This is a genomic window from Tessaracoccus terricola (assembly GCF_054776555.1).
Window position 1 is genome coordinate 64,620 of record NZ_BAAHBS010000007.1, and the last position, 23,398, is coordinate 88,017.

Sequence of the window (23,398 nt, forward strand, 5' to 3'; positions counted from 1 at the left end):
CCGTTCGCGCGATCGACGACGGGAAAAACTCTCGCGCGGGCGGACGGAGCTACTGAACTGATGTTCGAATTCGCTTCGGGAAGTGCGTATGATGTGCCGGGTGAACGAACGGCTGACAGTCCGCGGTGCCCGGATGCACAACCTCAAGAACGTCTCCCTCGACATCCCACGGGACTCCCTCGTGGTGTTCACCGGCCTCAGCGGGTCCGGCAAGTCGTCCCTTGCGTTCGACACCATCTTCGCCGAGGGCCAGCGTCGCTACGTCGAGTCCCTGTCCTCCTACGCCAGGCAGTTCCTGGGGCAGATGGACAAGCCCGACTGCGACTTCATCGAGGGCCTGTCCCCGGCGGTCTCGATCGACCAGAAGTCGACCAGCCGCAACCCGCGCTCCACCGTCGGCACCGTGACCGAGGTCTACGACTACCTGCGCCTCCTGTACGCCCGCATCGGCATCCCGCACTGCCTCGAGTGCGGCGAGCCGATCGGCAAGCAGTCCCCCCAGCAGATCGTGGACCGGCTGCTGGGCATGGAGGAGGGCACCCGGTTCCAGATCCTCGCGCCCGTCATCCGCGGCCGCAAGGGCGAGTACCAGGAACTCTTCCGACAGCTGAGCTCCGACGGGTTCAGCCGCGTCCGCGTGGACGGCAAGGTGCACCCGCTCACCGAGGTGCCCGCCCTGAACAAGAAGATCAAGCACGACATCGACGTGATCGTGGACCGGGTGGTGGTGAAGCCCACCGCCAAGCAGCGCATCACGGAGTCGGTCGAGGCGGCGCTCGGGCTTGCCAACGGGATCGTCGGCGTCGAGTTCGTGGACCTCCCCGCAGACGACCCGGAGCGGGAGAAGCGGTTCTCCGAGGCGATGGGCTGCCCGAACGACCACGACGTCGCCATCGAGGAACTGGAGCCCCGCCAGTTCTCCTTCAACGGGCCCTGGGGTGCCTGCCCCGCCTGTGCGGGCCTGGGCACCACCCTCGAGGTGGACCCGGAACTGGTGGTTCCCGACGTCACGCTCACCCTGGCCGAGGGCGCCATCGCGCCGTGGGCCACTGCCCACCTGCGCGGCCACTACGAGCACGTGCTGGACTCGCTGGCCGCCGAACACAAGTTCAGTGTGCACACGCCCTGGGAGGAACTGCCGGCCAAGCACATCAAGCTGCTGCTGAACGGGGTCAAGGACCCCGTGCTGGTCACCTACCGGAACCGCTTCGGCCGTACCCGCAGCTACACCCAGAAGTACGAGGGCATCCTCCCGTTCGTCCGCCGTCGGCACGGTGAGGCGGAGACCGACGCCGCCCGCGAGCGCTGGGGCGGCTACATGCGTGAGATCGCCTGCTCCACATGCCACGGGGCGCGCCTGCGCCCCGCCACGCTGGCAGTGACCGTGGCCGGCACGAACATCGCGGAACTCTCGGACATGTCGATCGGCGAGGCCAACGACTTCCTCACCGGGCTGACCCTCACCGAGCGTGAGGCCCAGATCGCCGCCCGTGTGGTGAAGGAGATCCAGGCCCGGTTGCGGTTCCTGCTCGACGTCGGCCTGGACTACCTGACGTTGTCGCGCGGGGCCGGCACCCTGTCGGGCGGCGAGGCGCAGCGCATCCGCCTCGCCACCCAGATCGGCTCCGGCCTGGTGGGGGTGCTCTACGTGCTCGACGAGCCCAGCATCGGACTGCACCAGCGCGACAACCTGCGCCTCATCCAGACGCTGCAGCGCCTCCGGGACCTCGGCAACACGCTCATCGTCGTGGAGCACGACGAGGACACGGTGCGGGCCGCGGACCACGTCGTCGACATCGGTCCCGGCGCCGGCGAGTACGGCGGCCGGATCGTCGTCGAGGGCACCGTCGAGGACCTCCTGGCCAGCGAGGAGTCCCTCACCGGCGGCTACCTCGCCGGCCGGCTGAGCATCCCCGTGCCCGAGGTGCGCCGCCCCGGCAACGGGAACCACGTGGCCGTGATCGGCGCGCGGGAGCACAACCTGAAGAACATCGACGTGAAGTTCCCGCTCGGGACCCTGACCGCCGTCACCGGGGTCAGCGGCTCCGGGAAGTCGTCACTGGTGAACTCCATCCTCTACACCGCGGCCGCCCGGCAGATCTACTCCGCCAAGGCCGTCCCCGGTCGGCACCGCTCCCTGAAGGGCCTCGAGCACCTGGACAAGGTGATCCAGGTGGACCAGTCGCCGATCGGCCGCACCCCGCGCTCCAACCCCGCCACCTACACCGGCGTGTTCGACAAGATCCGCACACTGTTCTCCCAGACCCCGGAGGCCAAGGTGCGCGGCTACCTGCCCGGCAGGTTCTCCTTCAACGTCAAGGGCGGGCGCTGCGAGAACTGCACCGGCGACGGCACCATCAAGATCGAGATGAACTTCCTGCCCGACGTCTACGTCCCCTGCGAGGTCTGCCACGGCGCGCGCTACAACCGCGAGACGCTCGAAGTGCACTACAAGGGCAAGTCCATCTCCGACGTGCTGGACATGTCCATCAGCGAAGGGGTGGAGTTCTTCGCCTCCATCAACTCCATCGCCCGCCACCTGCGGACGCTGAACGAGGTGGGGCTCGGCTACGTCCGGCTCGGGCAGGCCGCCACCACGCTCTCCGGCGGCGAGGCGCAGCGCGTCAAGCTGGCCGCGGAACTACAGAAGCGCTCCACCGGCCGCACCCTCTACGTGCTGGACGAGCCCACCACCGGGCTGCACTTCGAGGACATCCGCAAGCTGCTGCTGGTGCTGCAGAAGCTCGTCGACACCGGCAACACCGTCGTGGTGATCGAGCACAACCTGGACGTCATCAAGTCGGCCGACCACGTCATCGACATGGGCCCCGACGGCGGCTCCCGCGGTGGTCAGGTGGTGGCCACGGGCACGCCGGAGGACATCGCCGCGGTGGAGGGTTCGGCGACGGGTGAGTTCCTGAGGTCGATGCTCGCCCAGTGAGCCTCGCTCAGGCGGTCACCACCAGCATGTCACCGGTGTCCTCGACGGTGACGGCGGGCAGCGGCTCGGTGGCCGGACCCTCGATGGGTGAGCCGTCGGAGGTGTCGAACAGCGAGCCGTGGCAGGCGCAGTGGATGCCTTCGGGTCGCACCTCGCGGACGATGCAGTGCTGGTGCGTGCACAGCGCCGAGTAGGCCAGGAAGGTGCCCTCCTCGGGCTGCACCACCACCACGCGCGCATCGGCCAGCACCACGCCGCCGCCGACCGGGACGTCGCCCTTCGGGACCTCGATGGGGCCGCCTGTCGGGCCGGGCTCCATCTCTGGGCTGCAGGCGGCCAACAGCGAAGTCGCAATTGCCGCACCGGTGATCAGGACCTCGCGTCGGGTGGTCATGGGGAGAGCATAGGGCGCGGGACAAGGGGTTGCGCGTCAGTGCGCCAGCTAGCTGACCAAGGGCTCGAGGGTGGCGGGCAGTGCCGAGCAGTCCAGGCCGTCGCGACCACCGTCGACGAGCTCGGCCAGGACGGGGTTCTCGCCGAGGTCCACCCACAGCCTGCAGCCCTCGTCGGCGGACAGTGCGGCGCGGCCGCCGATCTCGGTCTCAGCGGCGTCGACAGCGGGTGCCGGTGGCATCACGGTCCCGAACGCGAGGTTCAGGTCCCAGGAGTCACCCACCATGCACTCGGCGTGGTTGCCCGTGCGGACCTCCACAGGTCCCTCGATGCCGAGCGCCTCCCCGATCCCGGCGTCCGTGACCGCGGCGCAAAGGAGACCAGCGCGCACAGGTCGAGCGCCTGCCGGTCGGCCAGGGGTGGACGCTCCGGCAGGTCACGGGCCGGGGCGCCGCAGGCACCCAGGGACAGTGCGAGGGCGATTCCGGCGATCCCGCAGAGCAGTTGGCGAAGGGTGCGGGTGGCTCTGCTGGTCATGGAACGGGAACCCAACACCGGCGCGGTCCACAGCCGACCTCCCGGCCCCGGCGGGAACCGGGGCGGGAACCGTCGGTGGCCGCGCCTATGATCGACGGCATGGCTGACCCGTCCACCTACCGCCCACGGCCCGGTTCCATCCCACTGGACCCGGGGGTCTACCGGTTCTTCGACGCGTTCGGCAACGTCATCTACGTCGGCAAGGCCAAGAGCCTGCGCCAACGCCTCAACTCCTACTTCGCGGACCCGGCCTCCCTGCACTTCCGCACCCAGACCATGGTGCGCACCGCGGCGAAGGTGGAGTGGACCGTCGTCGCCAACGAGTTGGAGGCGCTGCAGCTCGAGTACACCTGGATCCAGGAGTTCGACCCGCGCTTCAACGTCAAGTACCGCGACGACAAGTCCTACCCGTGGCTGGCGGTGACGGTGGCCGACGAGTACCCGCGCGTGTTCGTCGGGCGCGGCGCGAAGCGGCGCGGCACCCGCTACTTCGGACCGTTCGGCCAGGCCTGGGCCATCCGGGAGACCCTCGACCTGCTGCTGCGGGTGTTCCCGATGCGCTCCTGCACGGCCGGGGTGTTCAAGAGCGCGCGGGCCGCGGGCAGGCCGTGCCTCCTCGGGGACATCGGCAAGTGTGCCGCACCCTGCGTGGGGCGGGTGAGCGCCGACGAGCACCGCGAGATCGTGGACCAGTTCTGCTCCTTCATGGCCGGCAACACCGCAGGCATCATCGGCGAGATCGAGCGGGAGATGTACCAGGCCTCGGCAGACCTGAACTTCGAGCGCGCCGCCTACCTGCGCGACTCCCTGAACGCCCTCAACAAGGCCAAGGAGCGCAACACCGTCGTCCTGAAGGAGTCCACCCGGGCGGACATCGTCGGGTTCGCCGACGACGGCCAGCAGGTGGCGGTCCAGGTGTTCCACGTCCACGGCGGCCGCATCACCGGCGAGCGGGGCTGGGTGGCCGACCGCGCCGACGACCTGGACCTAACAGAACTGCTCGAACCGTTCCTGCTGCAGCTCTACGACGAGGTGGGCGTGGACATCCCGCCGCAGATCCTCAGCTCGGTGGAGGCGGAGGAGTCCCTGGTGGAACTCCTCGCCGAGCGCCGCGGCGGACGCGTCGAGGTGAGGGTGCCGCTGCGGGGCGACAAGCGCGTCCTGCTGGACACCGTCGTGAAGAACGCGGAGCTGGCGCTGAAGCAGCACCAGACCCGGCGGGCCACGGACCTCACCACCCGCAACGCCGCACTGGAGGAGGTGGCGGAGGCCCTCCGGCTGGAGGAGCCGCCGCTGCGGATCGAGTGCTACGACATCTCGCACACCATGGGCACCGAGGTGGTGGGATCCATGGTGGTCTTCGAGGACGGCCTGGCCAAGAAATCCGAGTACCGCCGCTTCATCATCAAGAGCTTCGAGGGGTCCAACGACATCGCCGCCATGGACGAGGTGCTGCGCCGCCGGTTGGGACGCCTCCTCGACGAACGCGGCCGCTCGCAGCCGCTGGAGGGCGACGACGGCGGCCCGCTGTTGGTGGACCCCACCACCGGCGCACCCCGGAAGTTCGCCTACGCCCCGGCCCTGATCGTCGTCGACGGCGGCCTGCCGCAGGTCAACGCGGCACAGCAGGTGCTGGACGAGCTGGGCCTGGCCGACGAGATCGCGCTGTGCGGGCTGGCCAAACGGCTCGAGGAGGTCTGGGTGCCTGGGGAGGACTACCCGGTGATCATGCCCCGCGCCAGCGAGGGCCTCTACCTGCTGCAGCGCCTGCGCGACGAGGCCCACCGCTTCGCCATCACCCACCACCGCTCCCGCCGGGCCAAGAACATGGTCTCGTCCCTGCTGGACGGCATCCCGGGCCTGGGGGAACTGCGGCGCAAGGCGCTGCTGACCTACTTCGGCAGCCTCCGCAAGCTGCGGGCGGCCACCGTCGAGGAGATCTCCCAGGTGCCGGGCTTCGGGCCCACCCTCGCGGCCGCGGTGCACGCGGCCGTGAAGGACTCCGGTGGTGAGGCCATCAACCTCACCACCGGAGAGGTCACCGAGACCTGAGCCGGGTCAGTCCGCCTCGGGGTCGGTGCCGGGCTCCTCGTCGTCGCTCTCGATCTGCTCCTCGTGGAGGGCCTTGAAGCGGCGCCGCGCCCCGTGCAGGATCGGCTCGGTGTAGCCCGACGGGGAGACCGTGCCCTGCAGGACCAGGTCCCTGGCCGCGGTCCAGGCTATCGAGTCCTCGAAGCAGCCTTCCGGCCCCGGCGTCATCGGGAGGTAGTCCGGGTCCCCGCCGTTCTGGGCGTCGACGACCGGCGCCATCCGCCGCAGTGACTCGACGACCGATTCCTGTGAGACCACGCCGTGCCGGATCCAGTTGGCCAGCAGCTGGGAGCTGATGCGGCAGGTGGCCCGGTCCTCCATCAGGGCGACGTCGTCGATGTCGGGGACCTTCGAGCAGCCGACGCCCTGGCTGACCCAACGCACGACGTAGCCGAGGATCGACTGGCAGGAGTTGTCCACCTCCCGGCGCCGCTCCTCCTGGGACCAGTCCGTGCGTGGCGCGAGGGGGATCTCCAGCAGCTGGGACAGCTCCGCACGCCGACCCCCGCGCCCGATCTCGGCCTGCCGTCCCCGGACATCGGTCAGGTGGTAGTGAGTGGCGTGCAGCGTCGCGGCCGTGGGGGAGGGGACCCAGGCGGTGTTGGCCCCGGCCTGCGGGTGCCCCAGCTTCTGCTCCAGCATGTCCGCCATCTGCTCGGTCATGGCCCACATCCCCTTGCCGATCTGGGCGTGCCCAGGCAGTCCGCAGGTGAGCCCGACGTCGACGTTCCAGTCCTCGTAGGCCCCCATCCAGGTGGCCTGCCTCATCTCGGCCTTGCGGATCATCGGCCCGGCCTCCATGGAGGTGTGGATCTCGTCCCCGGTGCGGTCCAGGAAACCGGTGTTGATGAAGATGATCCGGGCGGGGGCCTCGGCGATGCAGGCCGCGAGGTTGACCGTGGTGCGGCGCTCCTCGTCCATGATCCCCATCTTGATGGTGTTGTGCGGCAGGCCCAGCGCGTCCTCGACGGCGGCGAACAGTTGGGTGGTGAAGGCCACCTCGGCCGGTCCGTGCTGCTTGGGCTTGACGATGTAGATGGAACCCGCCCGCGAGTTGAGGCGCTCGTTGCGGGCGTACAGGCCGGGCATCGCGCACAACGCCGTGACGATCGCGTCGAGGATCCCCTCGGGCAGTTCGTTGCCCTCGGCGTCCAGGACGGCGGGCGTGGTCATCAGGTGCCCGACGGTGCGGCACAGCATCAGCGCCCTGCCGTGCAGGCGGACCTCCCCGCCGTCGGGGGCGGTGTGGAACCTGTCCGGGTCAAGGGTGCGGGTGAAGCACCGGCTGCCCTTGGTCATCGTCTGGGCGGCGATGCCGTCGTTGAGCCGCAGCCAGTTGCGGTACCCGACCACCTTGTCCGGGCCGTCGACGGCGGCGACGGAGTCCTCGAAGTCCATGATCGCGGTGACGGCGGACTCGAGGACGACGTCGTCGATGCCGGCCAGGTCCGTGGCCCCGATCGCCCCGGCCGGGTCGATGCGCAGCTCGATGTGCAGGCCGTGGTGGCGCAGCAGGATGTGGCTGGGGGAGCCGGCCTCGCCGCGGTAGCCGGCGTAGCAGCCCTCGTCGGCCAGGCCGACGACCTCGCCCGAGGTGAGCTTGGCCCGCAGCCGCTGCCCGGCCTCGTAGACCATGACGTCGCTGTGGGAGCCGGAGCTGAGCGGGACGGCACGGTCCAGGAACTCCCTGGCCCACCGGATGACCCGCTCGCCCCGGACCGGGTTGTAGCCCCGGCCCGCGGCCGCGCCGTCGTCGTCGCCGATGGCGTCGGTGCCGTAGAGCGCGTCGTAGAGGGATCCCCAACGGGCGTTGGCGGCGTTGATCGCGAACCGCCGGTTGGTGACCGGGACCACCAGCTGCGGGCCGGCGATCTCGGCGATCTCGGCGTCCACCCTGGCGGTGCGGGCGCGGACCTCGGCGGGCTCGCGGTGGAGGTAGCCGATCTCCCGCAGGAACCGTTCGTAGTGCTCGGGGTCCGGGGTGCCGGGGCGGCTGCGGTGGTACTCGTCGATGGCCCGCTGCAGCCGCTCCCGCTCGGCGAGGAGCGCCCGGTTGCGGTCGGAGAACTCCGCGAAGACCTTCACGAAGCCCGCCCAGAACGTGTCCCGGTCCACGCCGGTGCGCAGGAGGGCGTCGTGGTCGATGAACTCGACGAGGGCTCGGTCCACCTGCAACTCGCCGATGCGGGTGTGGGTGGGGACGGCCTGCCGGGTGGGTGCCTGGATCGTGGTGGTCATCTCGGAATCTTCCTTCCTGGGTGTGGGTGTGGCTCAGTGGAACTGAGCGGCCTCGGTGGAGCCCGTGAGGGCGGTGGTGGAACTGCTGGGGTTGATGGCGGTGGCGATCTGGTCGAAGTAGCCGGTCCCCACCTCGCGCTGGTGCCTGGTGGCGGTGTAGCCCTGCGCCTCGGAGGCGAACTCGCGCTCCTGCAGCTCGACGTAGGCGGACATGCCGTTGCGGGCGTAGCCCTGCGCGAGGTCGAACATGGAGTGGTTCAGGGCGTGGAAGCCGGCCAGGGTGATGAACTGGAAGGCGTAGCCCATCGCGCCCAGCTCGCGCTGGAACTTCGCGATGGTGGCGTCGTCCAGGTGCTTGCGCCAGTTGAACGACGGGGAGCAGTTGTAGGCCAGCTTCTGGTCCGGGTGCTCGGCCTTGATGGCCTCGGCGAACTTCGCCGCGAGCTCCAGGTCCGGGGTGGCGGTCTCCATCCACAGCAGGTCCGCGTACGAGGCGTAGGCGCGGCCGCGGGCGATGCAGGACTCCAGGCCCGGGCGGATCTTGTGGAACCCCTCGGCGGTGCGCTCCCCGGTGAGGAACTCCTGGTCGCGCTCGTCGACGTCGGAGGTGATCAGCGTGGCCGCCTCGGCGTCCGTGCGGGCGATGATCACCGTGGGGACCCCGGCGACGTCCGACGCCAGTCGGGCTGCATTCAGGGTGCGCTCGTGCTGCTTGGTGGGGATGAGCACCTTGCCGCCGAGGTGGCCGCACTTCTTCTCCGAGGCGAGCTGGTCCTCCCAGTGCACCCCGGCCGCGCCTGCGGTGATCATGGACAGCATGAGTTCGTAGGCGTTCAACGGGCCTCCGAAGCCGGCCTCGGCGTCGGCGACGATCGGGACCAGCCAGTCCTCGACGGTGTGGATTCCCTCGGCGTGCTCGATCTGGTCCGCGCGCAGCAGCGCGTTGTTGATCCTGCGGACCACCTGCGGGACCGAGTTGGCGGGGTACAGGGACTGGTCCGGGTAGGTCTGGCCGGAGAGGTTGGCGTCGGCCGCCACCTGCCAGCCCGAGAGGTAGATGGCCTGCAGGCCGGCCTTGACCTGCTGCACCGCCTGGTTGCCGGTCAGGGCGCCGAGCGCGTTGACGTAGTCCTGGGAATGGAGCTTGTCCCAGAGGCGCTCGGCGCCGCGGTGGGCCAGGGTGTGCTCCTCCCGGACCCGGCCGCGCAGCCGCACCACGTCGTCGGCGGTGTAGTCGCGTCGGACGTCCGCCCAGCGGGGGTTGTGCTGCCAGTCGTGCTCGATGAGTTCGGCCGAGATCGGCTCCAACATGGGGATCACTTCCTTCGTCTTGCCGGGGCCGGCGCCGGTGCGGGCCCCTCGTGGAACACAACGTTGGCGGGCCGTGCAAGGAATTCCTAGATGAATTTCGTGGAAAGAAACGTAGAAATTCCCGTATGCTGAATTTCATGGCTGTCGACGAGGATGACCGAGCAAATCTTGATGTCGAGACAGATGTTTTCGACCCGTTTTCGCTGGGGCGCCAGCTGCGCCACCTCCGCAAGGAGCGTGGACTGACCCTGGCGCAGGTGGCGGCCGAGTCCGGGATCGCCGCCTCCCAGCTCTCGCTGATGGAGACCGGCAAGCGGGAGGCGAAGCTGTCGAACCTGCAGAAGCTCGCCCGTCTCTACGGCGCGACGCTAGACGAGATCACCGCGCCCGTGCCCAATCGACGGGCCCAGTTGGAGATCGAGCTGGAGCGCCTGATGCGCTCCCCGCTGGCCCGGGCGCGGGCGTTGCCGCCAGTGCGGATCTCGCCGCGGATGCCGATGGAGGTGCTCGAGGCGCTCGTCGCCCTCCACCGGGAGCTGGCCCGCGACGCGGAGGAGCGGATCGCCACCCCGGAGGAGGCGCGCCGCGCCAACGCGAAGCTGCGCGCCGAGATGCGGGCGCAGGACAACTACTTCGGGGGCATCGAGGCGGAGGCTGCGAAGCTCCTCGCCCGGGTGGGGTATGAGTCCGGGCCGCTGTCCCAGCACTTCATCGGCGAGATCACCGAGCACCTCGGGTTCGCGCTGCACCACGTGGGGGACCTGCCGCACTCCACCCGCTCGGTGACCGACCTCAAGCACATGCGGATCTACCTGCCCGCCGCCAGTTCCACGGACCACGAACCGCGTTCGGTGTTGCTGCAGGCATTGGGCAGCTACGTGCTGCGGCACTCGCCGCCCACCAGCTACGGCGACTTCCTGCGGCAGCGGGTGGAGACCAACTACTTCGCCGCCGCCCTGCTGATGCCGGAGGCCACGGCCGTCGGCTACCTGCAGCAGGCCAAGGAGCGGCGCGAGCTGGCGGTCGAGGACCTGCGCGACGCGTTCGCCGTCAGCTACGAGGCCGCCGCCCACCGGTTCACGAACCTGTCCACGAAGCACCTCGGGATCCCCGTCCACTTCCAGCGCGTGCACGAGTCCGGGATCATCTACAAGGCCTACGAGAACGACGGCGTGACCTTCCCCAAGGACAACCTCGGGGCCATCGAGGGACAGCCGGTGTGCCGGTACTGGACCTCCCGGCAGGTCTTCGACGTCGCTGACAAGTTCAACGCCTTCAACCAGTACACCGACACGCCGAACGGCACCTTCTGGTGCACGGCACGGGTGGAGCGCGCCAGCGCCGGCTACTTCTCCACCTGCATCGGGGTGACCTACCGAGACTCCAAGTGGTTCCGGGGCCGGGACACCCCGGAGCGCTCAGTGTCCCGTTGCCCGGACCCGACCTGCTGCCGCCGTGCGCCCGAGGACCTGACCGGCCGGTGGGAGGGGCACGCCTGGCCCAGCGCCCGCACCCACGCCCACCTCCTGGCGGCGCTCCCGCCCGGGACCTTCCCCGGGGTCGACGACACCGAGGTCTTCCAGTTCCTCGACGCCCATGCTTGAGGAACCCCGACTTGAACACTGTTCAAGGGGTGGTGTTCAATGGATGACATGACCTCCACGACAGCCACGTCCAGCGCCCGCACCCGGGGCTTCAGCGCCCCCGACCTGGCCCAGATCGCAGTGTTCGCCGCCCTCCTCGCGGCCCTCTCGCTGGCCCCGGCCATCCCGCTGGGTGCCGTTGCCGTGCCCATCACGCTGCAGACCCTCGGGGTGGCGCTGTGCGGCCTGTGCCTCGGCCCGCTCCGCGGTTTCGCCGCCGTCGCGCTCTACGTCGTGGCCGGCCTGGCCGGGCTCCCGATCTTCGCCGGCGGCAAGGCCGGACTGGCGGTACTGGCCGGGCCCACCGTCGGCTACCTGCTGGCGTTCCCGTTCGCGGCCATCGTCACGGGACTGGTGGCCAAGTGGGCGGTCCGCCGCGGCCTCAGCCCCATGACGCCGGTGTGGTTGTTCCTCGGCGTGCTCGCCTCCCGCTACCTCGTGATCCTCCCGTTCGCGCTGGTGGGGCTCACCGGCACCCTCGGCATCGACGTCCCGGCCGCCCTGCTGGTGGACCTGCCGTTCTGGATCGGGGACCTGGTCAAGTCCGTGATCGCCGCCATGCTCGCCTTCGCCGTCCACAAGGCGTTCCCGAGGCTGCTGGGCCGCTGATGATCGAACTCGACGGCGTCAGCGTGGTGGTGCCGGGCAGCCGGCACGGCCAGCCCGACCGCACGCTCCTCGACGACGTCACCCTCCGCCTGGCGGAGCACCGGATCTGCGTCATCGGGGCCAACGGGTCCGGCAAGTCGACGCTGCTGCGGCTGCTCAACGGGATGCGGCAACCCACCTCCGGCAGCATCCGGGTGGGCGGGCACTCCACCGTCGACGACGTCCGGGCCGTCCGCGCCCAGGTGGGGTTCATCTTCACCGACCCGCTCGCGCAACTGCTGATGTCCACGCCCATCGAGGACGTCGAGCTCAGCCTGCGCGCAACCGTGCGCAACCGCAAGGAGCGCACCCGCGCCGCCCAACAACTGCTCGACGAGCGCGGCATCGGGCACCTCGCGCACCAGAGCATCTACGACCTCTCCGGTGGCGAGCGACAACTCGTCGCCCTCACCAGCGTGCTGGCCGTCCAGCCGCGCGTCATCGTCGCCGACGAGCCCACCACGCTGCTGGACCTGCGCAACAAGCTGGCCCTGCGCGCCACCTTCGCCGAGCTCCCGCAGCAGGTCATCTACTCCACCCACGACATGGACGTGGCCGCCGACGCGCAGCGGGTCATCGTCGTCGATGGCGGCCGCATCGTCGCCGACGGCCCGCCGGGGGAGTCGATCTCGTCCTACGAGTCGGCCATGCGGGTGGGGCCGTGAACACCCACACGAGCGTCTTCGGAATCTTCCAGCCCGGACCCGGGTGGCTGTTCGGGCTGCCGGTGGGTTGGAAGTACCTGTTGGTGCTGGCCCTCAGCGTCCCGACGCTGGTGGTGGCGCAGTGGTGGTTCACCCTCGCCTCCCTCGCCGTGGTGCTGGCGGTGGCGGCCACGTCGGGCCTGGGCCCGGGACGGATGCTGCGTCTGGGCTGGATGCTGTGGGCCATGCTCGCGGTACTGCTCGGGTTCCACCTCGTCACGCTCCACCCCACGGCCGCAGTGATGCGGCCCGGCAACATCCTCGTCGCAGTGCTTGCCGCCCGCATGCTGACGCTCACCACGTCAATGCCGGTACTGATGGACGCCCTGGCCACGGCACTGACGCCGCTGCGGCTGCTCCGCCTAGACCCCGCGCAGGCGGCACTCGCCGTCGCCCTGATGATCCGCTCCATCCCGTTCCTGATGGGCACTGTCGACGACGCCCGCGCCGCAGCCGGTGCCCGCGGCCTCGGCCGCAACCCCGCCCGGCTGCTCACACCCGTGATGCTGGGCGCCGTCGGCTACGCCGAGCGCACTGGTGAGGCGCTGCAGGCGCGTGGCATCGGCGACAGCCGGTCCTGAAGCCCCACTAGGCTGTGGGGCATGGCAGCAGCTCCCACCACAGACCTCCAGCGTTTCGTGATCGTCACCGGCATGTCCGGGGCCGGGCGCCGCACCGCCGCCCACACGATGGAGGACCTGGGCTGGTACGTGATCGACAACCTGCCGCCCCTGATGCTCCCGGAACTGGCACAGCAGATGCGCTCTGTGGGGGAACTGCGGGTCGCGGTCGTCCTCGACGTCCGCTCCCGGGTGCAGTTCGAGCAGATCCCCGTCGCGCTGGAGGAACTCCGCGCCCGCGGCTGCGAGGTCACCGTGCTCTACCTCGAGGCCACCGACGACATCATCGTCCAGCGCCAGGAGTCCAGCCGGCGCCCGCTGCCGATGCAGGGTGACGACCGACTCGTCGACGGCATCACCCGCGAGCGACGCCTGATGGCCGACATGCGGGCCAGCGCCGACATCGTCGTGGACACCTCGCGGCTCAGCGCCCGCCAGCTCGCGCAGCGCATCTCCAACCACTTCGGCAGCGAGGAGACCGACAACCTGAAGGTCTCGCTGATCTCGTTCGGCTTCAAGAACGGCGTGCCCGTGGACGCCGACATCGTCTTCGACGTCCGGTTCCTGCCCAATCCGTTCTGGGTGCCGGAACTGCGCCCCAAGACGGGCCTGTCCAAGGACGTGGCCGACTACGTGCTGGGCCAGGACGCGGCCGCGCAGTTCCAGGAGAACATGGTGGACCTGGTCCGCACGGTCGCCCCCGGCTACCTCGTGGAGGGCAAGCGCCAGGTCACCATCGCCGTTGGCTGCACCGGCGGCAAGCACCGCTCCACCTCGATGAGCGAGGAACTGGCCAACCGGCTGCGGGAAGAGGGGTTCGCCGTGAAAGTCCTGCACCGGGACCTGGGGAAGGAATGAACGTGCAGCGCCCCGGCGGGGACCTGGTCCTGGCACCGAGGGTGGTCGCGTTCGGCGGCGGCCACGGCCTGTCCGTCTCGCTCACCGCGTTGCGCCGCCTCACCGACCGGCTCACCGCTGTGGTCACCGTCGCCGACGACGGCGGCTCCTCGGGCCGGCTCCGCGACGAGTTCGGGTGCCTGCCGCCGGGGGACCTGCGGATGGCGCTGGCCGCGCTCTGCAGTGACGACCACGTCGGCCGCACCTGGGCCCGCGTCCTGCAGTCCCGCTTCGGTGGCGACGGCAGCCTGGCCGGCCACGCCATCGGCAACCTCCTGATCGCCGGCCTGTGGCAGCAGTTGGACGACCCGGTGGCCGGGCTGGACATGGTGGGGGACCTGCTGCGCACCCGTGGCCGGGTGCTGCCGATGAGCTCCGTGCCGCTGGAGATCGAGGCGGACGTGATAGGGCTCGACCCCGTCGCGCCCGACGAACTGGCCACCCTGCGCGGCCAGGCCAGCGTCGCCAAGACCCGCTCCACCGTCCAGTCCGTCCGGCTGGTGCCGTCGTCGCCCCCGGCACGCCCGGAGGCCGTCGAGGCCGTGATGGCTGCCGACAGCATCGTGCTGGGCCCCGGCTCCTGGTTCACGTCGGTGATCCCGCACCTGCTGGTGCCGGACCTCGCCGAGGCCATCGTCACCACCAAGGCCCAGCGGGTGCTGGTGCTGAACCTCGCGCCCGCCGACGAGACCGACGGCTTCTCCGCCTCCCGCCACATCGAACTGCTCGCCGAGCACGCCCCGCGGCTGACGCTCGACGTCGTGGTGGCGGACAAGGGTTTCGCCTCCACGGACCCGCACCTCGAGGCCTACGTGGCCTCGCTCGGTGCCACCCTGTTGAGTGCGGACGTCGCCATGCGTGACGGCTCCCCGCGGCATGACCCGAACCGGCTGGCGGCTGTACTCTCCGAGGTTCTGGAGACCGCCACCGGTCCCACCGAGTGAATGACAGGATGAATGCAATGGCACTGACGCAGAAGGTCAAGTCCGAGCTCGCCGCCGTGGTCACGCCGCACCCGAACGCGCGACGTGCCGAGGTGGCGGCGATGCTGCGCTTCGGCGGGGGACTGCACCTGGTCGGGGGCCGCATCGTCGTGGAGGCCGAGCTGGACACCAACGCCGCCGCACGGCGCCTGCGCTCATTCATCGCGGAGCTGTACTCGCTCGAGAGCGAGATGCTCGTCATCAACTCCTCCGGCCTGCGCCGCACCACTCGCTACACCGTGCGGGTGGTCCGCGACGGTGAGGCGCTGGCCCGCCTCACCGGCCTGGTGGACCAGCAGCGTCGGCCCGTGCGGGGCCTGCCGCCGGTGGTGGTGGGCGGCTCCATCGCCGACGCGGTCGCCGTGTGGCGCGGCGCGTTCCTCGCCCGCGGGTCCCTCACCGAGCCCGGGCGCTCCATGTCGCTGGAGATCACCTGCCCCGGCTCCGAGGCCGCTCTGGCCCTGATCGGCGCAGCGCGCCGGCTCGGGATCCAGGTCAAGTCCCGCGAGGTGCGGGGCGTGGACCGCGTCGTCCTGCGCGACGGCGAGGCCATCGCCGACCTGCTGACCCGGATGGGTGCCCAGGAGGCACGCCTGGTCTGGGAGGAGCGTCGCATGCGCCGCGAGGTCCGCGCCCAGGCCAACCGCCTCGCCAACTTCGACGACGCCAACCTGCGCCGCTCCGCGAGGGCCGCCGTCGCCGCCAGCGCCCGGGTGGAGCGCGCCCTCGAGATCCTCGGCGAGGACGTCCCGGACCACCTGCGGATGGCGGGCGAACTGCGGCTGGAGCACCGCCAGGCCAGCCTCGAGGAACTGGGCCGCCTGCACGATCCGGTGCTCACCAAGGACGCCATCGCCGGCCGCATCCGCCGACTGCTCTCCACCGCTGACAAGGCCGCCGACGCGGCCGGCGTGCCCAACACCGAGGCCAGCCTCCCGGCGGACATGCGCGAGGTGGACTGAGGTCCCGAGCAGCGGGTGCCCGCATGTTGCACCCCGACTGTTCCCCTGAAACCGGAGTGATTAGGATGGGATCGTCCGAATGGCGCGTGCGTGCTGCTGGATCAAGCCGTGGTGCGTACCGTCAGGTATCTCTTGAAGGGGATCTATCCATATGACCGTCAAGGTTGGAATCAACGGCTTCGGCCGCATTGGCCGCAACTACTTCCGCGCCCTGGTCGCTTCCGGCGCCGACCTCGAGGTAGTTGCCGTCAACGACCTCACCGAGAACAAGACGCTCGCGCACCTCCTGAAGTACGACTCGATCCTCGGCCGCTTCGCCGACGAGGTCAGCTACGACGACGACGCCATCATCGTCGGCGGCAAGGAGATCAAGGCCTTCGCCGAGAAGGACCCCGCGAACCTCCCCTGGGCAGAGCTGGGCGTTGACATCGTCATCGAGTCCACCGGCTTCTTCACCGACGCCACCAAGGCCAAGGCGCACATCGACGCCGGCGCCAAGAAGGTCCTGATCTCCGCCCCGGCGAAGAACGAGGACCTGACCGTGGTCATGGGTGTCAACGACAACCTGTACGACCCGGCCGCGCACCACATCATCTCCAACGCGTCCTGCACCACCAACTGCCTGGCCCCGATGGCCAAGGCGCTGAACGACGGCATCGGCATCACCAAGGGCCTGATGACCACGATCCACGCCTACACCGCCGACCAGAACCTGCAGGACGGTCCCCACAAGGACCTGCGTCGCTCCCGCGCCGCCGCCCTCAACATGGTCCCCACCACCACCGGTGCGGCCAAGGCCGTCGCCCTGGTGCTGCCCGAGCTGAAGGGCAAGCTGGACGGCTACGCCATGCGCGTTCCCACCCCCACCGGCTCCGCCACCGACCTCACCTTCGAGGCCTCGCGTGAGACCTCCGTCGAGGAGATCAACGAGATCATCAAGAAGGCCGCCGACGGCAAGGTGCTCGTCTACACCGAGGACGAGATCGTGTCCAAGGACATCGAGACCGACCCGGCCTCCTGCATCTTCGACGCCAAGCTCACCAAGGTGATCGGCAACCAGGTCAAGGTGCTCGGCTGGTACGACAACGAGTGGGGCTACTCCAACCGCCTCGTGGACCTGACCGTCCTCGTCGGCAGCAAGCTCTGATCCGAGACAACTGAACAAGAAGGGAAAGCCCATGGTGAGATCCATTGACGATCTTGGTGACCTGTCCGGAAAGCGGGTCCTGATCCGCTGCGACTTCAACGTCCCGCTGGATGGCGAGACCATCACCGACGACGGGCGCATCCGCGCCGCGTTGCCCACCCTGAAGAAGCTGCGCGAGAGCAACGCCAGGATTGTCATCATGGCTCACCTGGGCCGCCCCAAGGGTTCGGTGAACCCGAAGTTCTCCCTGGCCCCGGTGGCCGGGCGGCTCTCCGAGCTGCTCGGCACCGAGGTCCGGCTCGCCGGTGACGTGGTGGGAGACTCCGCCACGGCCACCGTCGAGGGCCTCGGCGACGGTGACGTCGCCCTGCTGGAGAACGTGCGCTACGAGCCCGCCGAGGAGTCCAAGGACGAGGCCGAGCGCACCGAGCTGGCCAAGAAGTACGCCGCCTTCGGTGACGTTTTCGTCTCCGACGGCTTCGGCGTCGTCCACCGCAAGCAGGCGTCGGTCTACGACGTCGCCAAGCTGCTGCCGAACGCCGCCGGCTACCTGGTCGGCAAGGAGGTCGACGTCCTCAACCGCCTCGTCGGCGAGCCCGAGCGTCCCTTCGTCGTCGTGCTCGGTGGCGCCAAGGTGGCGGACAAGCTGTCGGTCATCGACAACCTGCTGCAGGTGGCGGACACCCTCGTCATCGGCGGCGGCATGCTGTTCACCTTCCTCAAGGCGCAGGGCCACGACATCGGCGCCTCGCTGCTCGACGAGGACAACATCGAGACCTGCAAGTCCTACCTCGAGCAGGCCGCGGCCGCCGGCAAGCAGATCATCCTGCCCACCGACATCCGCGTCGCAGACGGCGCTGACTTCGACAACCGCACCGTCAAGGGTGCCGTCGACGTCGTGGCCGCCGACGCAATCCCCGCCGGCAAGCAGGGCCTGGACATCGGGCCCGAGTCCGAGAAGCTCTTCGCCGACGCCATCCGCGGCGCGAAGACCGTGTTCTGGAACGGCCCCATGGGCGTGTTCGAGATCGCCGAGCTCGCCAAGGGCACGGCCGCCGTGGCCAAGGCCCTCACCGAGGTCGACGGCCTGTCGGTCGTCGGCGGCGGTGACTCCGCGGCCGCTGTCCGCGTCCTCGGCCACGCCGACGACGAGTTCGGACACATCTCCACCGGCGGCGGAGCGTCGCTGGAGTTCCTCGAGGGCAAGGAACTGCCCGGAATCGCAGTGCTGGAAGGAAACAACTGATGACCCGCAAGCCGATCATGGCCGGCAACTGGAAGATGAACCTCAACCACGTCGAGGCCACCGGTCTGGTGCAGAAGCTCGCGTGGACGCTGGCCGACAAGGAGTACGACGGCACCAAGTCCGAGTGCGTCGTCATCCCGCCCTTCACGGACCTGCGCACCGTGCAGACCCTCATCGACGGCGAGCGCATGCCGATCATCCTCGGCGCTCAGAACGTCTCCGAGCACGACTCGGGCGCCTACACCGGTGAGATCAGCGCGGACATGCTGGCCAAGCTTCAGGTGTCCTACGTGGTCATCGGCCACTCTGAGCGCCGCCAGTACCACGGCGAGACCGACGAGCTGATCAACGCCAAGGCGAAGAAGGTCCTCGCCGCCGGCATGACCCCGATCATCTGCGTGGGGGAGGGCCTGGACATCCGCAAGGAGGGCACCCACGTCGAGTACACGCTGGACCAGGTGCGCGGCACCCTCGCCGGCCTGACGGCCGAGCAGGTCGCCGGCCTCGTCATCGCCTACGAGCCCGTCTGGGCCATCGGCACCGGCGAGGTGGCCACCCCGGCCGATGCGCAGGAGGTCTGCGGCGCGATCCGTGCCGACGTCGCCGCCCTGTACGACCAGCCCACCGCCGACGCCGTCCGCATCCAGTACGGCGGCTCCGTCAAGGCCGGTAGCGTGGCCCAGCTGATGGCCCAGCCCGACGTCGACGGCGCGCTCGTCGGCGGGGCCAGCCTGCAGCCGGAGGAGTTCGCCGCCATCGTGCGGTTCTACGACCTGCCCGCCTGACGAACACCCGCGAAGAGCCCCGAGGACCTTGGTCCCCGGGGCTCTTGCCATGCCCGGCCCCACCCGACCCGACACGCCGACAGGAATCGCAGGGAAGGTGGCCCGCTACCTTCTCGGCCGATCCCCGCTCGGTATGTCGGGTCACGCACCGTCCCGCAACGTGGGCGCGGGTGCCCTCCGATGTGGAGATTCCTGAACGCTCGGGTAGACTCGGCCGCGTGATTGTCCCCCTTCTGAGCTGGCCCATTACGACGCTTTCGATCATCCTGATCATCCTCAGCGCCCTCCTGGCCGCATCCGTGCTCCTCCACAAAGGCAGTGGCGGCGGAATGTCGGACCTTTTCGGCGGCGGCATGTCCTCCTCGATGGGTGGTGCCTCCACGGCGGAGCGCAGGCTGGACCGCCTGACGGTGGTCCTGACGGCTGTTTGGGTGCTGACGATCGTTGCATTGCTCGTGCTGTACAAGATCAGTTTCTGAGCAATCCAGAAGTCGTAGTAAAGATAGTTGAACACGAAGTAGTGGAGGAGTAGCTGTGGCAGGTGGCAACGCCATCCGCGGTAGCCGTGTAGGTGCCGGACCAATGGGCGAAGCTGAGCGCGGGGATTCCGCACCCAGGCTTCACGTCTCTTACTTCTGCGCGAGCGGCCACGAGACCCGCCCCGCCTTCGCCGTCGACGCGGCCATCCCGGAGTCCTGGGACTGCCCGCGCTGCGGCCTGCCGGCCAACACCGACGCGGAGAACCCGCCGCCGCCGCCGAAGATCGTGCCCTACAAGACGCACCTCGCCTACGTGAAGGAGCGTCGCACCGAGGCCGAGGCGAAGGAGATCCTCGAGGAGGCCGTCGCCGCCCTGCGCGCCCGCCGCGCGTCCGGCGAGGTCATCTACTAGAAGACTGAACAAGAAGGACGGGTCCCTTTCGGGGCCCGGCCTTCTGCTTCGTCCGGAAGCTGTCTAGAACTCGCAGCGGTACTGCTCGGGCAGCCTGGCCGCGGCCTCGCGGTCGATGAACCAGTAGGTGGCTCGTTCACCCTGCGCGTGGGCCGCCGGCAGGGACTTGTCGCCCTGGATGGCGCGCGCGACGACGTCGGCCTTGGGGGTGCCGTTGGCAATGAACCACAACTCGTCGGTGCGGTTGAGAGCGGGGATGGTCAGCGTGATCCGCTCCGCCGGTGGCTTCGGGGACTCGGTCACCCCGATGACGGTCTTGGTGGTGGCCTCGAAGCTCTGGTGGTTGGGGAAGATGGAGCCGACGTGCCCGTCCTCCCCGACCCCCAGCAGTGTGATGTCGAAATGGGTGTCCCCGAGCTCGGAGGCGTACTCGGAGGCGCACTGGTGCGCGTCCAGGCGACCGTCGGCGGCAGGCATCATGTGGGTGGTGGCGGAGTTCACCTCAAGGGTGCGGGCCAGCCGCGTGACGGCCTGCAGCGAATTGCGGTCCGGGTCCGTGGCGGGCACGAAGCGTTCGTCGCTCCACCACAGCTGCAGCCGCGAGACGTCCAGCCCAGAGCCCGGCACGAGGTCCGCGAACCGCTCGTAGAGGAGGTTGGCCGTCGTGCCGCCAGTGAGGCAGACGTGCACGACGTCCTTGACGCCCTGGAGGGCGACGATCCGGTCCAGGAAGCGGTGCGCCACGACGTCGGCCAGTTCGGCGGCGTCGGAGAGGCGTGCCACGCGTTGGAAGGTCACGGCCCGACCTTTTCAAGGACCCTGCTCACCGCCGCCTCGAAGATGTCGTCGGCGTCCATCCGCTGGAGCTCCTCGGTCAACAGTTCCGTGAGGGGACGACGCTTGAGTGCCACCTTCCGCTCCGGCTGTCCGGGGACGTTGTACAGCGCGATGGTGTCCGAGTTGCCACGGTTGATCACGACGTCACCGTCGGCGGTCTCGAGGCGGACCTCGCTGACGCCGGGACGGGAGTGGTCCTCCATCCGCACCTCGACGCCGAGCCGGGTCTCCAGCCAGGCGGCGAGCAGCATCGCTGGGGCGTTGTCGTGGGCGGCCCTCATGACGGCGCCGGTGACGGTGTGCGGGTACTGGTCCAGGGAGGCCGCCAGCAGCGCCCGCCAGCGGGTCAGCCGGGTCCAGCTCAGGTCCGTGTCCCCCGGGGTGTGGTTGCGGGCCCGGGTGGTGAGGGCGTGCTTCGGGTCCTCGCTGCCCGCGGCATCGGTGATGCGGCGGTTTCCGAGCGCACCGACCGGGTCACTGGCGGGATTCTCGGGCGCCTCGTGCGGCCACCAGACGATGGTGGGGGAGTCCGGCAGGAGCAGCGGCAGGATCACGGAGCCGGCGTGCTCGCGGATCTCGGAGCCGTGGATCCGCAGGGCCAGCAGGTCCCCGGGGGTGCCCTCACCCACCTGGATCTCGGCGTCCAGGTGCGGCTCCTCGGCATCGGAGTAGACCACGACGATCACGCGGGACGGATGGGCCCGGGCGGACGCCTGGGCGGCCTCGAACACGTCGGCGCTGTTGTGGTCCTCTGCCACGACGATGAGCGTGTGGACCATGCCGCCGGTGCCGCCGACGCTCTGGCGTGCGCGTAGCAGCTCGGCGGCGATCTCCTTGGTGGAGGTGTCGTTGAGTTCGATGATCATGTGAGGATCTCCTTCTACGGGCGTCGCCAGGTGAAGCCGTCGGCTGCGAGCATGTCGATCCCGCACTGGGGACCCCAGCTGCCGGCAACGTAGGGCTGGGGCTGTTCGGTCTGGGCGGCCCAGTGCTCGATCACGGCGTCCAGGATCTTCCAGCTCAGCTCCACCTCCTCCTGCAGCGGGAACAGCGGCGGATCTCCCAGCAGGACGTCCAGGATCAGGCGCTCGTAGGCCTCCGGAGAGGTCTCGGTGAACGAGCCGCCGTAGCCGAAGTCCATCGAGACCTCACGGATCTCCATCTGGGTGCCCGGCACCTTGGCGCCGAAGCGCAGGGTGACGCCCTCGTCGGGCTGGATCCGCATCACGAGGGCGTTCACGCCGAGCTCCTCGGTGTCGGTCTTGGTGAACGGCAGGTGCGGCGCCCGCTTGAAACTCAGCGCCACCTCCGTCACGCGACGGGGCATGCGCTTGGCGGCCCGCAGGTAGAACGGCACCCCGGCCCAGCGCCGGTTCTCGACGTCGACGCGGATGGCGGCATAGGTCTCCGTGTTGGACAACGCGTCCACCCCGTCCTCCTCGAGGTAGCCCTTCACGGGCCGCCCGCCCTGCCAGCCGGCCGAGTACTGGCCGCGGGCCGTGTGGGTGTCCATGTCGTCGGGCACCCGGGCGGCGGCCAGCACCTTCTTCTTCTCCGCGCGCAGCTGCGAGGCCTCGAACGACGTCGGCTCCTCCATGGCGGTCAGCGCCAGGAGCTGCAGGAGGTGGTTCTGGATGACGTCCCGGGCGGCGCCGATGCCGTCGTAGTAGCCGGCGCGGCCGCCGATACCGATGTCCTCGGCCATCGTGATCTGGACGTGGCTGACGTAGTGGTTGTTCCAGATGGGTTCGAACATCTGGTTCGCGAACCGCAGCGCCATCAGGTTCTGGACGGTCTCCTTGCCCAGGTAGTGGTCGATGCGGAACACCTCGTGCGGCTCGAACAGGGAGGAAACCACCTTGTTCAGGTCCTGGGCGGAGGCGAGGTCGTGCCCGAAAGGCTTCTCGATTACCACGCGGTTCCAGTTGTCCTCGGTGCGGTCGGTGAGGCCGTGGCGCTTCAGCTGGCTGACGACGATCTCGAAGCTCGAGGGCGGGATGGACAAGTAGAACGCGTGGTTCCCGCCGGTGCCGCGGGCGTTGTCCAGTTCGTGGATGGTGTCGCGCAGGCGGATGAACGCGTCGTCGTCGTCGAAGGTCCCGGGCACGAAGCGGATGCCCTCGAGCAACTGCTCCCAGACCTCCTCGCGGAACTCGGTGCGAGCGTTCTCCTTCACGGCGTCATGAACCTGCTGCGCGAAGTCCTGGGTGGCCCAGTCACGCCGCGCGAAGCCCACCAGGCCGAAGCCGGGCGGCAACATCCCGCGGTTCGCGAGGTCGTAGACCGCAGGCATCAGCTTCTTGCGGGACAGGTCACCCGTCACCCCGAAGATCACCAGGACGCAGGGTCCGGCGATTTGGGGCAGGCGACGATCCTGTGGATCGCGCAGCGGGTTCGTGCTCAGGATCGACATCGGGCTCCTCGGCAGTTTTCGACGAACGGCGTCCCCCACCTTAGTGTGCAAACGGCATGCCCGTTTCCCGTATCGGCGTTCGCGGGCAACCCGGGGTAGACTCGCCGCGGA

At 69.4% G+C, this 23,398-nt stretch carries 21 protein-coding genes; 14 read left to right on the plus strand and 7 right to left on the minus strand.

What is annotated here, in order from left to right:
• Window positions 1-91 precede the first annotated feature (91 nt).
• The gene (gene uvrA / locus ACYU7G_RS16215; protein WP_461110044.1) at window positions 92-2,941 is read left to right on the plus strand and encodes an excinuclease ABC subunit UvrA; all 2,850 of its coding nucleotides are present in this window, start codon (window positions 92-94) and stop codon (window positions 2,939-2,941) included.
• A gap of 7 nt (window positions 2,942-2,948) precedes the next feature.
• Here uvrA and ACYU7G_RS16220 read toward each other — a convergent pair whose 3' ends face one another.
• Both ACYU7G_RS16220 and ACYU7G_RS16225 read right to left on the minus strand, forming a co-directional pair.
• Window positions 2,949-3,335: a QcrA and Rieske domain-containing protein gene (locus ACYU7G_RS16220; protein ID WP_461109752.1), complete on the minus strand. Its 387-nt coding sequence runs from the start codon at window positions 3,333-3,335 to the stop codon at window positions 2,949-2,951.
• Between the two features lie 48 nt (window positions 3,336-3,383).
• A complete protein-coding gene (locus ACYU7G_RS16225; protein WP_461109753.1) occupies window positions 3,384-3,725 on the minus strand; it encodes a hypothetical protein in 342 nt (113 codons plus the stop codon).
• Between the two features lie 245 nt (window positions 3,726-3,970).
• On the opposite strand from ACYU7G_RS16225, the gene uvrC reads away from it, so the two are divergent.
• Window positions 3,971-5,923: an excinuclease ABC subunit UvrC gene (gene uvrC / locus ACYU7G_RS16230; RefSeq protein ID WP_461109754.1), complete on the plus strand. Its 1,953-nt coding sequence runs from the start codon at window positions 3,971-3,973 to the stop codon at window positions 5,921-5,923.
• Between the two features lie 6 nt (window positions 5,924-5,929).
• Here the strand turns inward: uvrC and ACYU7G_RS16235 are convergent, their stop codons facing one another.
• Window positions 5,930-8,200 carry a malate synthase G gene (locus tag ACYU7G_RS16235; RefSeq protein WP_461109755.1) on the minus strand — a complete coding sequence of 757 codons (2,271 nt, stop codon included), beginning with the start codon at window positions 8,198-8,200 and terminating at the stop codon, window positions 5,930-5,932.
• Window positions 8,201-8,233: 33 nt separating this feature from the next.
• Window positions 8,234-9,511: an isocitrate lyase gene (gene aceA, locus ACYU7G_RS16240; protein ID WP_461109756.1), complete on the minus strand. Its 1,278-nt coding sequence runs from the start codon at window positions 9,509-9,511 to the stop codon at window positions 8,234-8,236.
• Window positions 9,512-9,648: 137 nt separating this feature from the next.
• Here aceA and ACYU7G_RS16245 point away from each other — a divergent pair, with 137 nt between their 5' ends.
• The 12 genes from ACYU7G_RS16245 to ACYU7G_RS16300 all read left to right on the plus strand — a co-directional run bounded on the left by ACYU7G_RS16245 (window position 9,649) and on the right by ACYU7G_RS16300 (window position 20,037).
• The gene (locus ACYU7G_RS16245) at window positions 9,649-11,115 is read left to right on the plus strand and encodes a helix-turn-helix domain-containing protein (RefSeq protein ID WP_461109757.1); all 1,467 of its coding nucleotides are present in this window, start codon (window positions 9,649-9,651) and stop codon (window positions 11,113-11,115) included.
• A gap of 48 nt (window positions 11,116-11,163) precedes the next feature.
• Complete coding sequence (locus ACYU7G_RS16250) at window positions 11,164-11,763, plus strand: biotin transporter BioY (RefSeq protein ID WP_461109758.1); 600 nt, start codon at window positions 11,164-11,166, stop codon at window positions 11,761-11,763.
• Window positions 11,763-12,467, plus strand: coding sequence for an energy-coupling factor ABC transporter ATP-binding protein (locus tag ACYU7G_RS16255; RefSeq protein ID WP_461109760.1), 705 nt, complete (start codon window positions 11,763-11,765; stop codon window positions 12,465-12,467). Before ACYU7G_RS16250 ends, ACYU7G_RS16255 begins: the two co-directional genes overlap by 1 nt.
• Complete coding sequence (locus ACYU7G_RS16260) at window positions 12,464-13,087, plus strand: CbiQ family ECF transporter T component (RefSeq protein WP_461109762.1); 624 nt, start codon at window positions 12,464-12,466, stop codon at window positions 13,085-13,087. The genes ACYU7G_RS16255 and ACYU7G_RS16260 overlap by 4 nt, the downstream gene beginning before the upstream one ends.
• Before the next feature lie 21 nt (window positions 13,088-13,108).
• A complete protein-coding gene (rapZ, locus tag ACYU7G_RS16265; protein ID WP_461109764.1) occupies window positions 13,109-13,984 on the plus strand; it encodes an RNase adapter RapZ in 876 nt (291 codons plus the stop codon).
• Complete coding sequence (locus ACYU7G_RS16270; RefSeq protein ID WP_461109766.1) at window positions 13,981-14,967, plus strand: gluconeogenesis factor YvcK family protein; 987 nt, start codon at window positions 13,981-13,983, stop codon at window positions 14,965-14,967. Before rapZ ends, ACYU7G_RS16270 begins: the two co-directional genes overlap by 4 nt.
• A gap of 17 nt (window positions 14,968-14,984) precedes the next feature.
• Window positions 14,985-15,968 carry a DNA-binding protein WhiA gene (gene whiA, locus ACYU7G_RS16275; RefSeq protein WP_461109768.1) on the plus strand — a complete coding sequence of 328 codons (984 nt, stop codon included), beginning with the start codon at window positions 14,985-14,987 and terminating at the stop codon, window positions 15,966-15,968.
• 151 nt (window positions 15,969-16,119) lie between these two features.
• Window positions 16,120-17,115, plus strand: a complete 996-nt coding sequence (gene gap / locus ACYU7G_RS16280) for a type I glyceraldehyde-3-phosphate dehydrogenase (protein WP_461109770.1) — start codon at window positions 16,120-16,122, stop codon at window positions 17,113-17,115.
• 34 nt (window positions 17,116-17,149) lie between these two features.
• A complete protein-coding gene (locus tag ACYU7G_RS16285; protein ID WP_461110045.1) occupies window positions 17,150-18,361 on the plus strand; it encodes a phosphoglycerate kinase in 1,212 nt (403 codons plus the stop codon).
• Window positions 18,361-19,146: a triose-phosphate isomerase gene (gene tpiA / locus ACYU7G_RS16290; protein WP_461109772.1), complete on the plus strand. Its 786-nt coding sequence runs from the start codon at window positions 18,361-18,363 to the stop codon at window positions 19,144-19,146. The genes ACYU7G_RS16285 and tpiA overlap by 1 nt, the downstream gene beginning before the upstream one ends.
• A gap of 218 nt (window positions 19,147-19,364) precedes the next feature.
• Window positions 19,365-19,625, plus strand: coding sequence for a preprotein translocase subunit SecG (secG, locus tag ACYU7G_RS16295; RefSeq protein ID WP_461109774.1), 261 nt, complete (start codon window positions 19,365-19,367; stop codon window positions 19,623-19,625).
• Between the two features lie 55 nt (window positions 19,626-19,680).
• Window positions 19,681-20,037 (plus strand): RNA polymerase-binding protein RbpA, encoded by a 357-nt coding sequence (locus ACYU7G_RS16300; RefSeq protein WP_461109776.1) that lies wholly within the window; start codon window positions 19,681-19,683, stop codon window positions 20,035-20,037.
• A gap of 63 nt (window positions 20,038-20,100) precedes the next feature.
• Here the strand turns inward: ACYU7G_RS16300 and pgl are convergent, their stop codons facing one another.
• From pgl to zwf, 3 genes are read right to left on the minus strand one after another with little or no spacing between them, the layout of a single operon-like run.
• Complete coding sequence (gene pgl, locus ACYU7G_RS16305; protein WP_461109778.1) at window positions 20,101-20,835, minus strand: 6-phosphogluconolactonase; 735 nt, start codon at window positions 20,833-20,835, stop codon at window positions 20,101-20,103.
• The gene (locus ACYU7G_RS16310) at window positions 20,832-21,740 is read right to left on the minus strand and encodes a glucose-6-phosphate dehydrogenase assembly protein OpcA (protein WP_461109780.1); all 909 of its coding nucleotides are present in this window, start codon (window positions 21,738-21,740) and stop codon (window positions 20,832-20,834) included. Before ACYU7G_RS16310 ends, pgl begins: the two co-directional genes overlap by 4 nt.
• Before the next feature lie 14 nt (window positions 21,741-21,754).
• Complete coding sequence (gene zwf / locus ACYU7G_RS16315) at window positions 21,755-23,287, minus strand: glucose-6-phosphate dehydrogenase (RefSeq protein WP_461109782.1); 1,533 nt, start codon at window positions 23,285-23,287, stop codon at window positions 21,755-21,757.
• Window positions 23,288-23,398: the final 111 nt, after the last annotated feature.

What these genes read in the sequence shown, in the direction of transcription:
- uvrA (WP_461110044.1), top strand. Translation starts at nt 92, where the DNA reads ATGTGCCGGGTGAACGAACGGCTGACAGTCCGCGGTGCCCGGATGCAC.
- ACYU7G_RS16220 (WP_461109752.1), bottom strand. Translation starts at nt 3,335, where the DNA reads ATGACCACCCGACGCGAGGTCCTGATCACCGGTGCGGCAATTGCGACT.
- uvrC (WP_461109754.1), top strand. Translation starts at nt 3,971, where the DNA reads ATGGCTGACCCGTCCACCTACCGCCCACGGCCCGGTTCCATCCCACTG.
- ACYU7G_RS16235 (WP_461109755.1), bottom strand. Translation starts at nt 8,200, where the DNA reads ATGACCACCACGATCCAGGCACCCACCCGGCAGGCCGTCCCCACCCAC.
- aceA (WP_461109756.1), bottom strand. Translation starts at nt 9,511, where the DNA reads ATGTTGGAGCCGATCTCGGCCGAACTCATCGAGCACGACTGGCAGCAC.
- ACYU7G_RS16245 (WP_461109757.1), top strand. Translation starts at nt 9,649, where the DNA reads ATGGCTGTCGACGAGGATGACCGAGCAAATCTTGATGTCGAGACAGAT.
- ACYU7G_RS16250 (WP_461109758.1), top strand. Translation starts at nt 11,164, where the DNA reads ATGACCTCCACGACAGCCACGTCCAGCGCCCGCACCCGGGGCTTCAGC.
- ACYU7G_RS16255 (WP_461109760.1), top strand. Translation starts at nt 11,763, where the DNA reads ATGATCGAACTCGACGGCGTCAGCGTGGTGGTGCCGGGCAGCCGGCAC.
- rapZ (WP_461109764.1), top strand. Translation starts at nt 13,109, where the DNA reads ATGGCAGCAGCTCCCACCACAGACCTCCAGCGTTTCGTGATCGTCACC.
- ACYU7G_RS16270 (WP_461109766.1), top strand. Translation starts at nt 13,981, where the DNA reads ATGAACGTGCAGCGCCCCGGCGGGGACCTGGTCCTGGCACCGAGGGTG.
- whiA (WP_461109768.1), top strand. Translation starts at nt 14,985, where the DNA reads ATGGCACTGACGCAGAAGGTCAAGTCCGAGCTCGCCGCCGTGGTCACG.
- gap (WP_461109770.1), top strand. Translation starts at nt 16,120, where the DNA reads ATGACCGTCAAGGTTGGAATCAACGGCTTCGGCCGCATTGGCCGCAAC.
- tpiA (WP_461109772.1), top strand. Translation starts at nt 18,361, where the DNA reads ATGACCCGCAAGCCGATCATGGCCGGCAACTGGAAGATGAACCTCAAC.
- ACYU7G_RS16310 (WP_461109780.1), bottom strand. Translation starts at nt 21,740, where the DNA reads ATGATCATCGAACTCAACGACACCTCCACCAAGGAGATCGCCGCCGAG.
- zwf (WP_461109782.1), bottom strand. Translation starts at nt 23,287, where the DNA reads ATGTCGATCCTGAGCACGAACCCGCTGCGCGATCCACAGGATCGTCGC.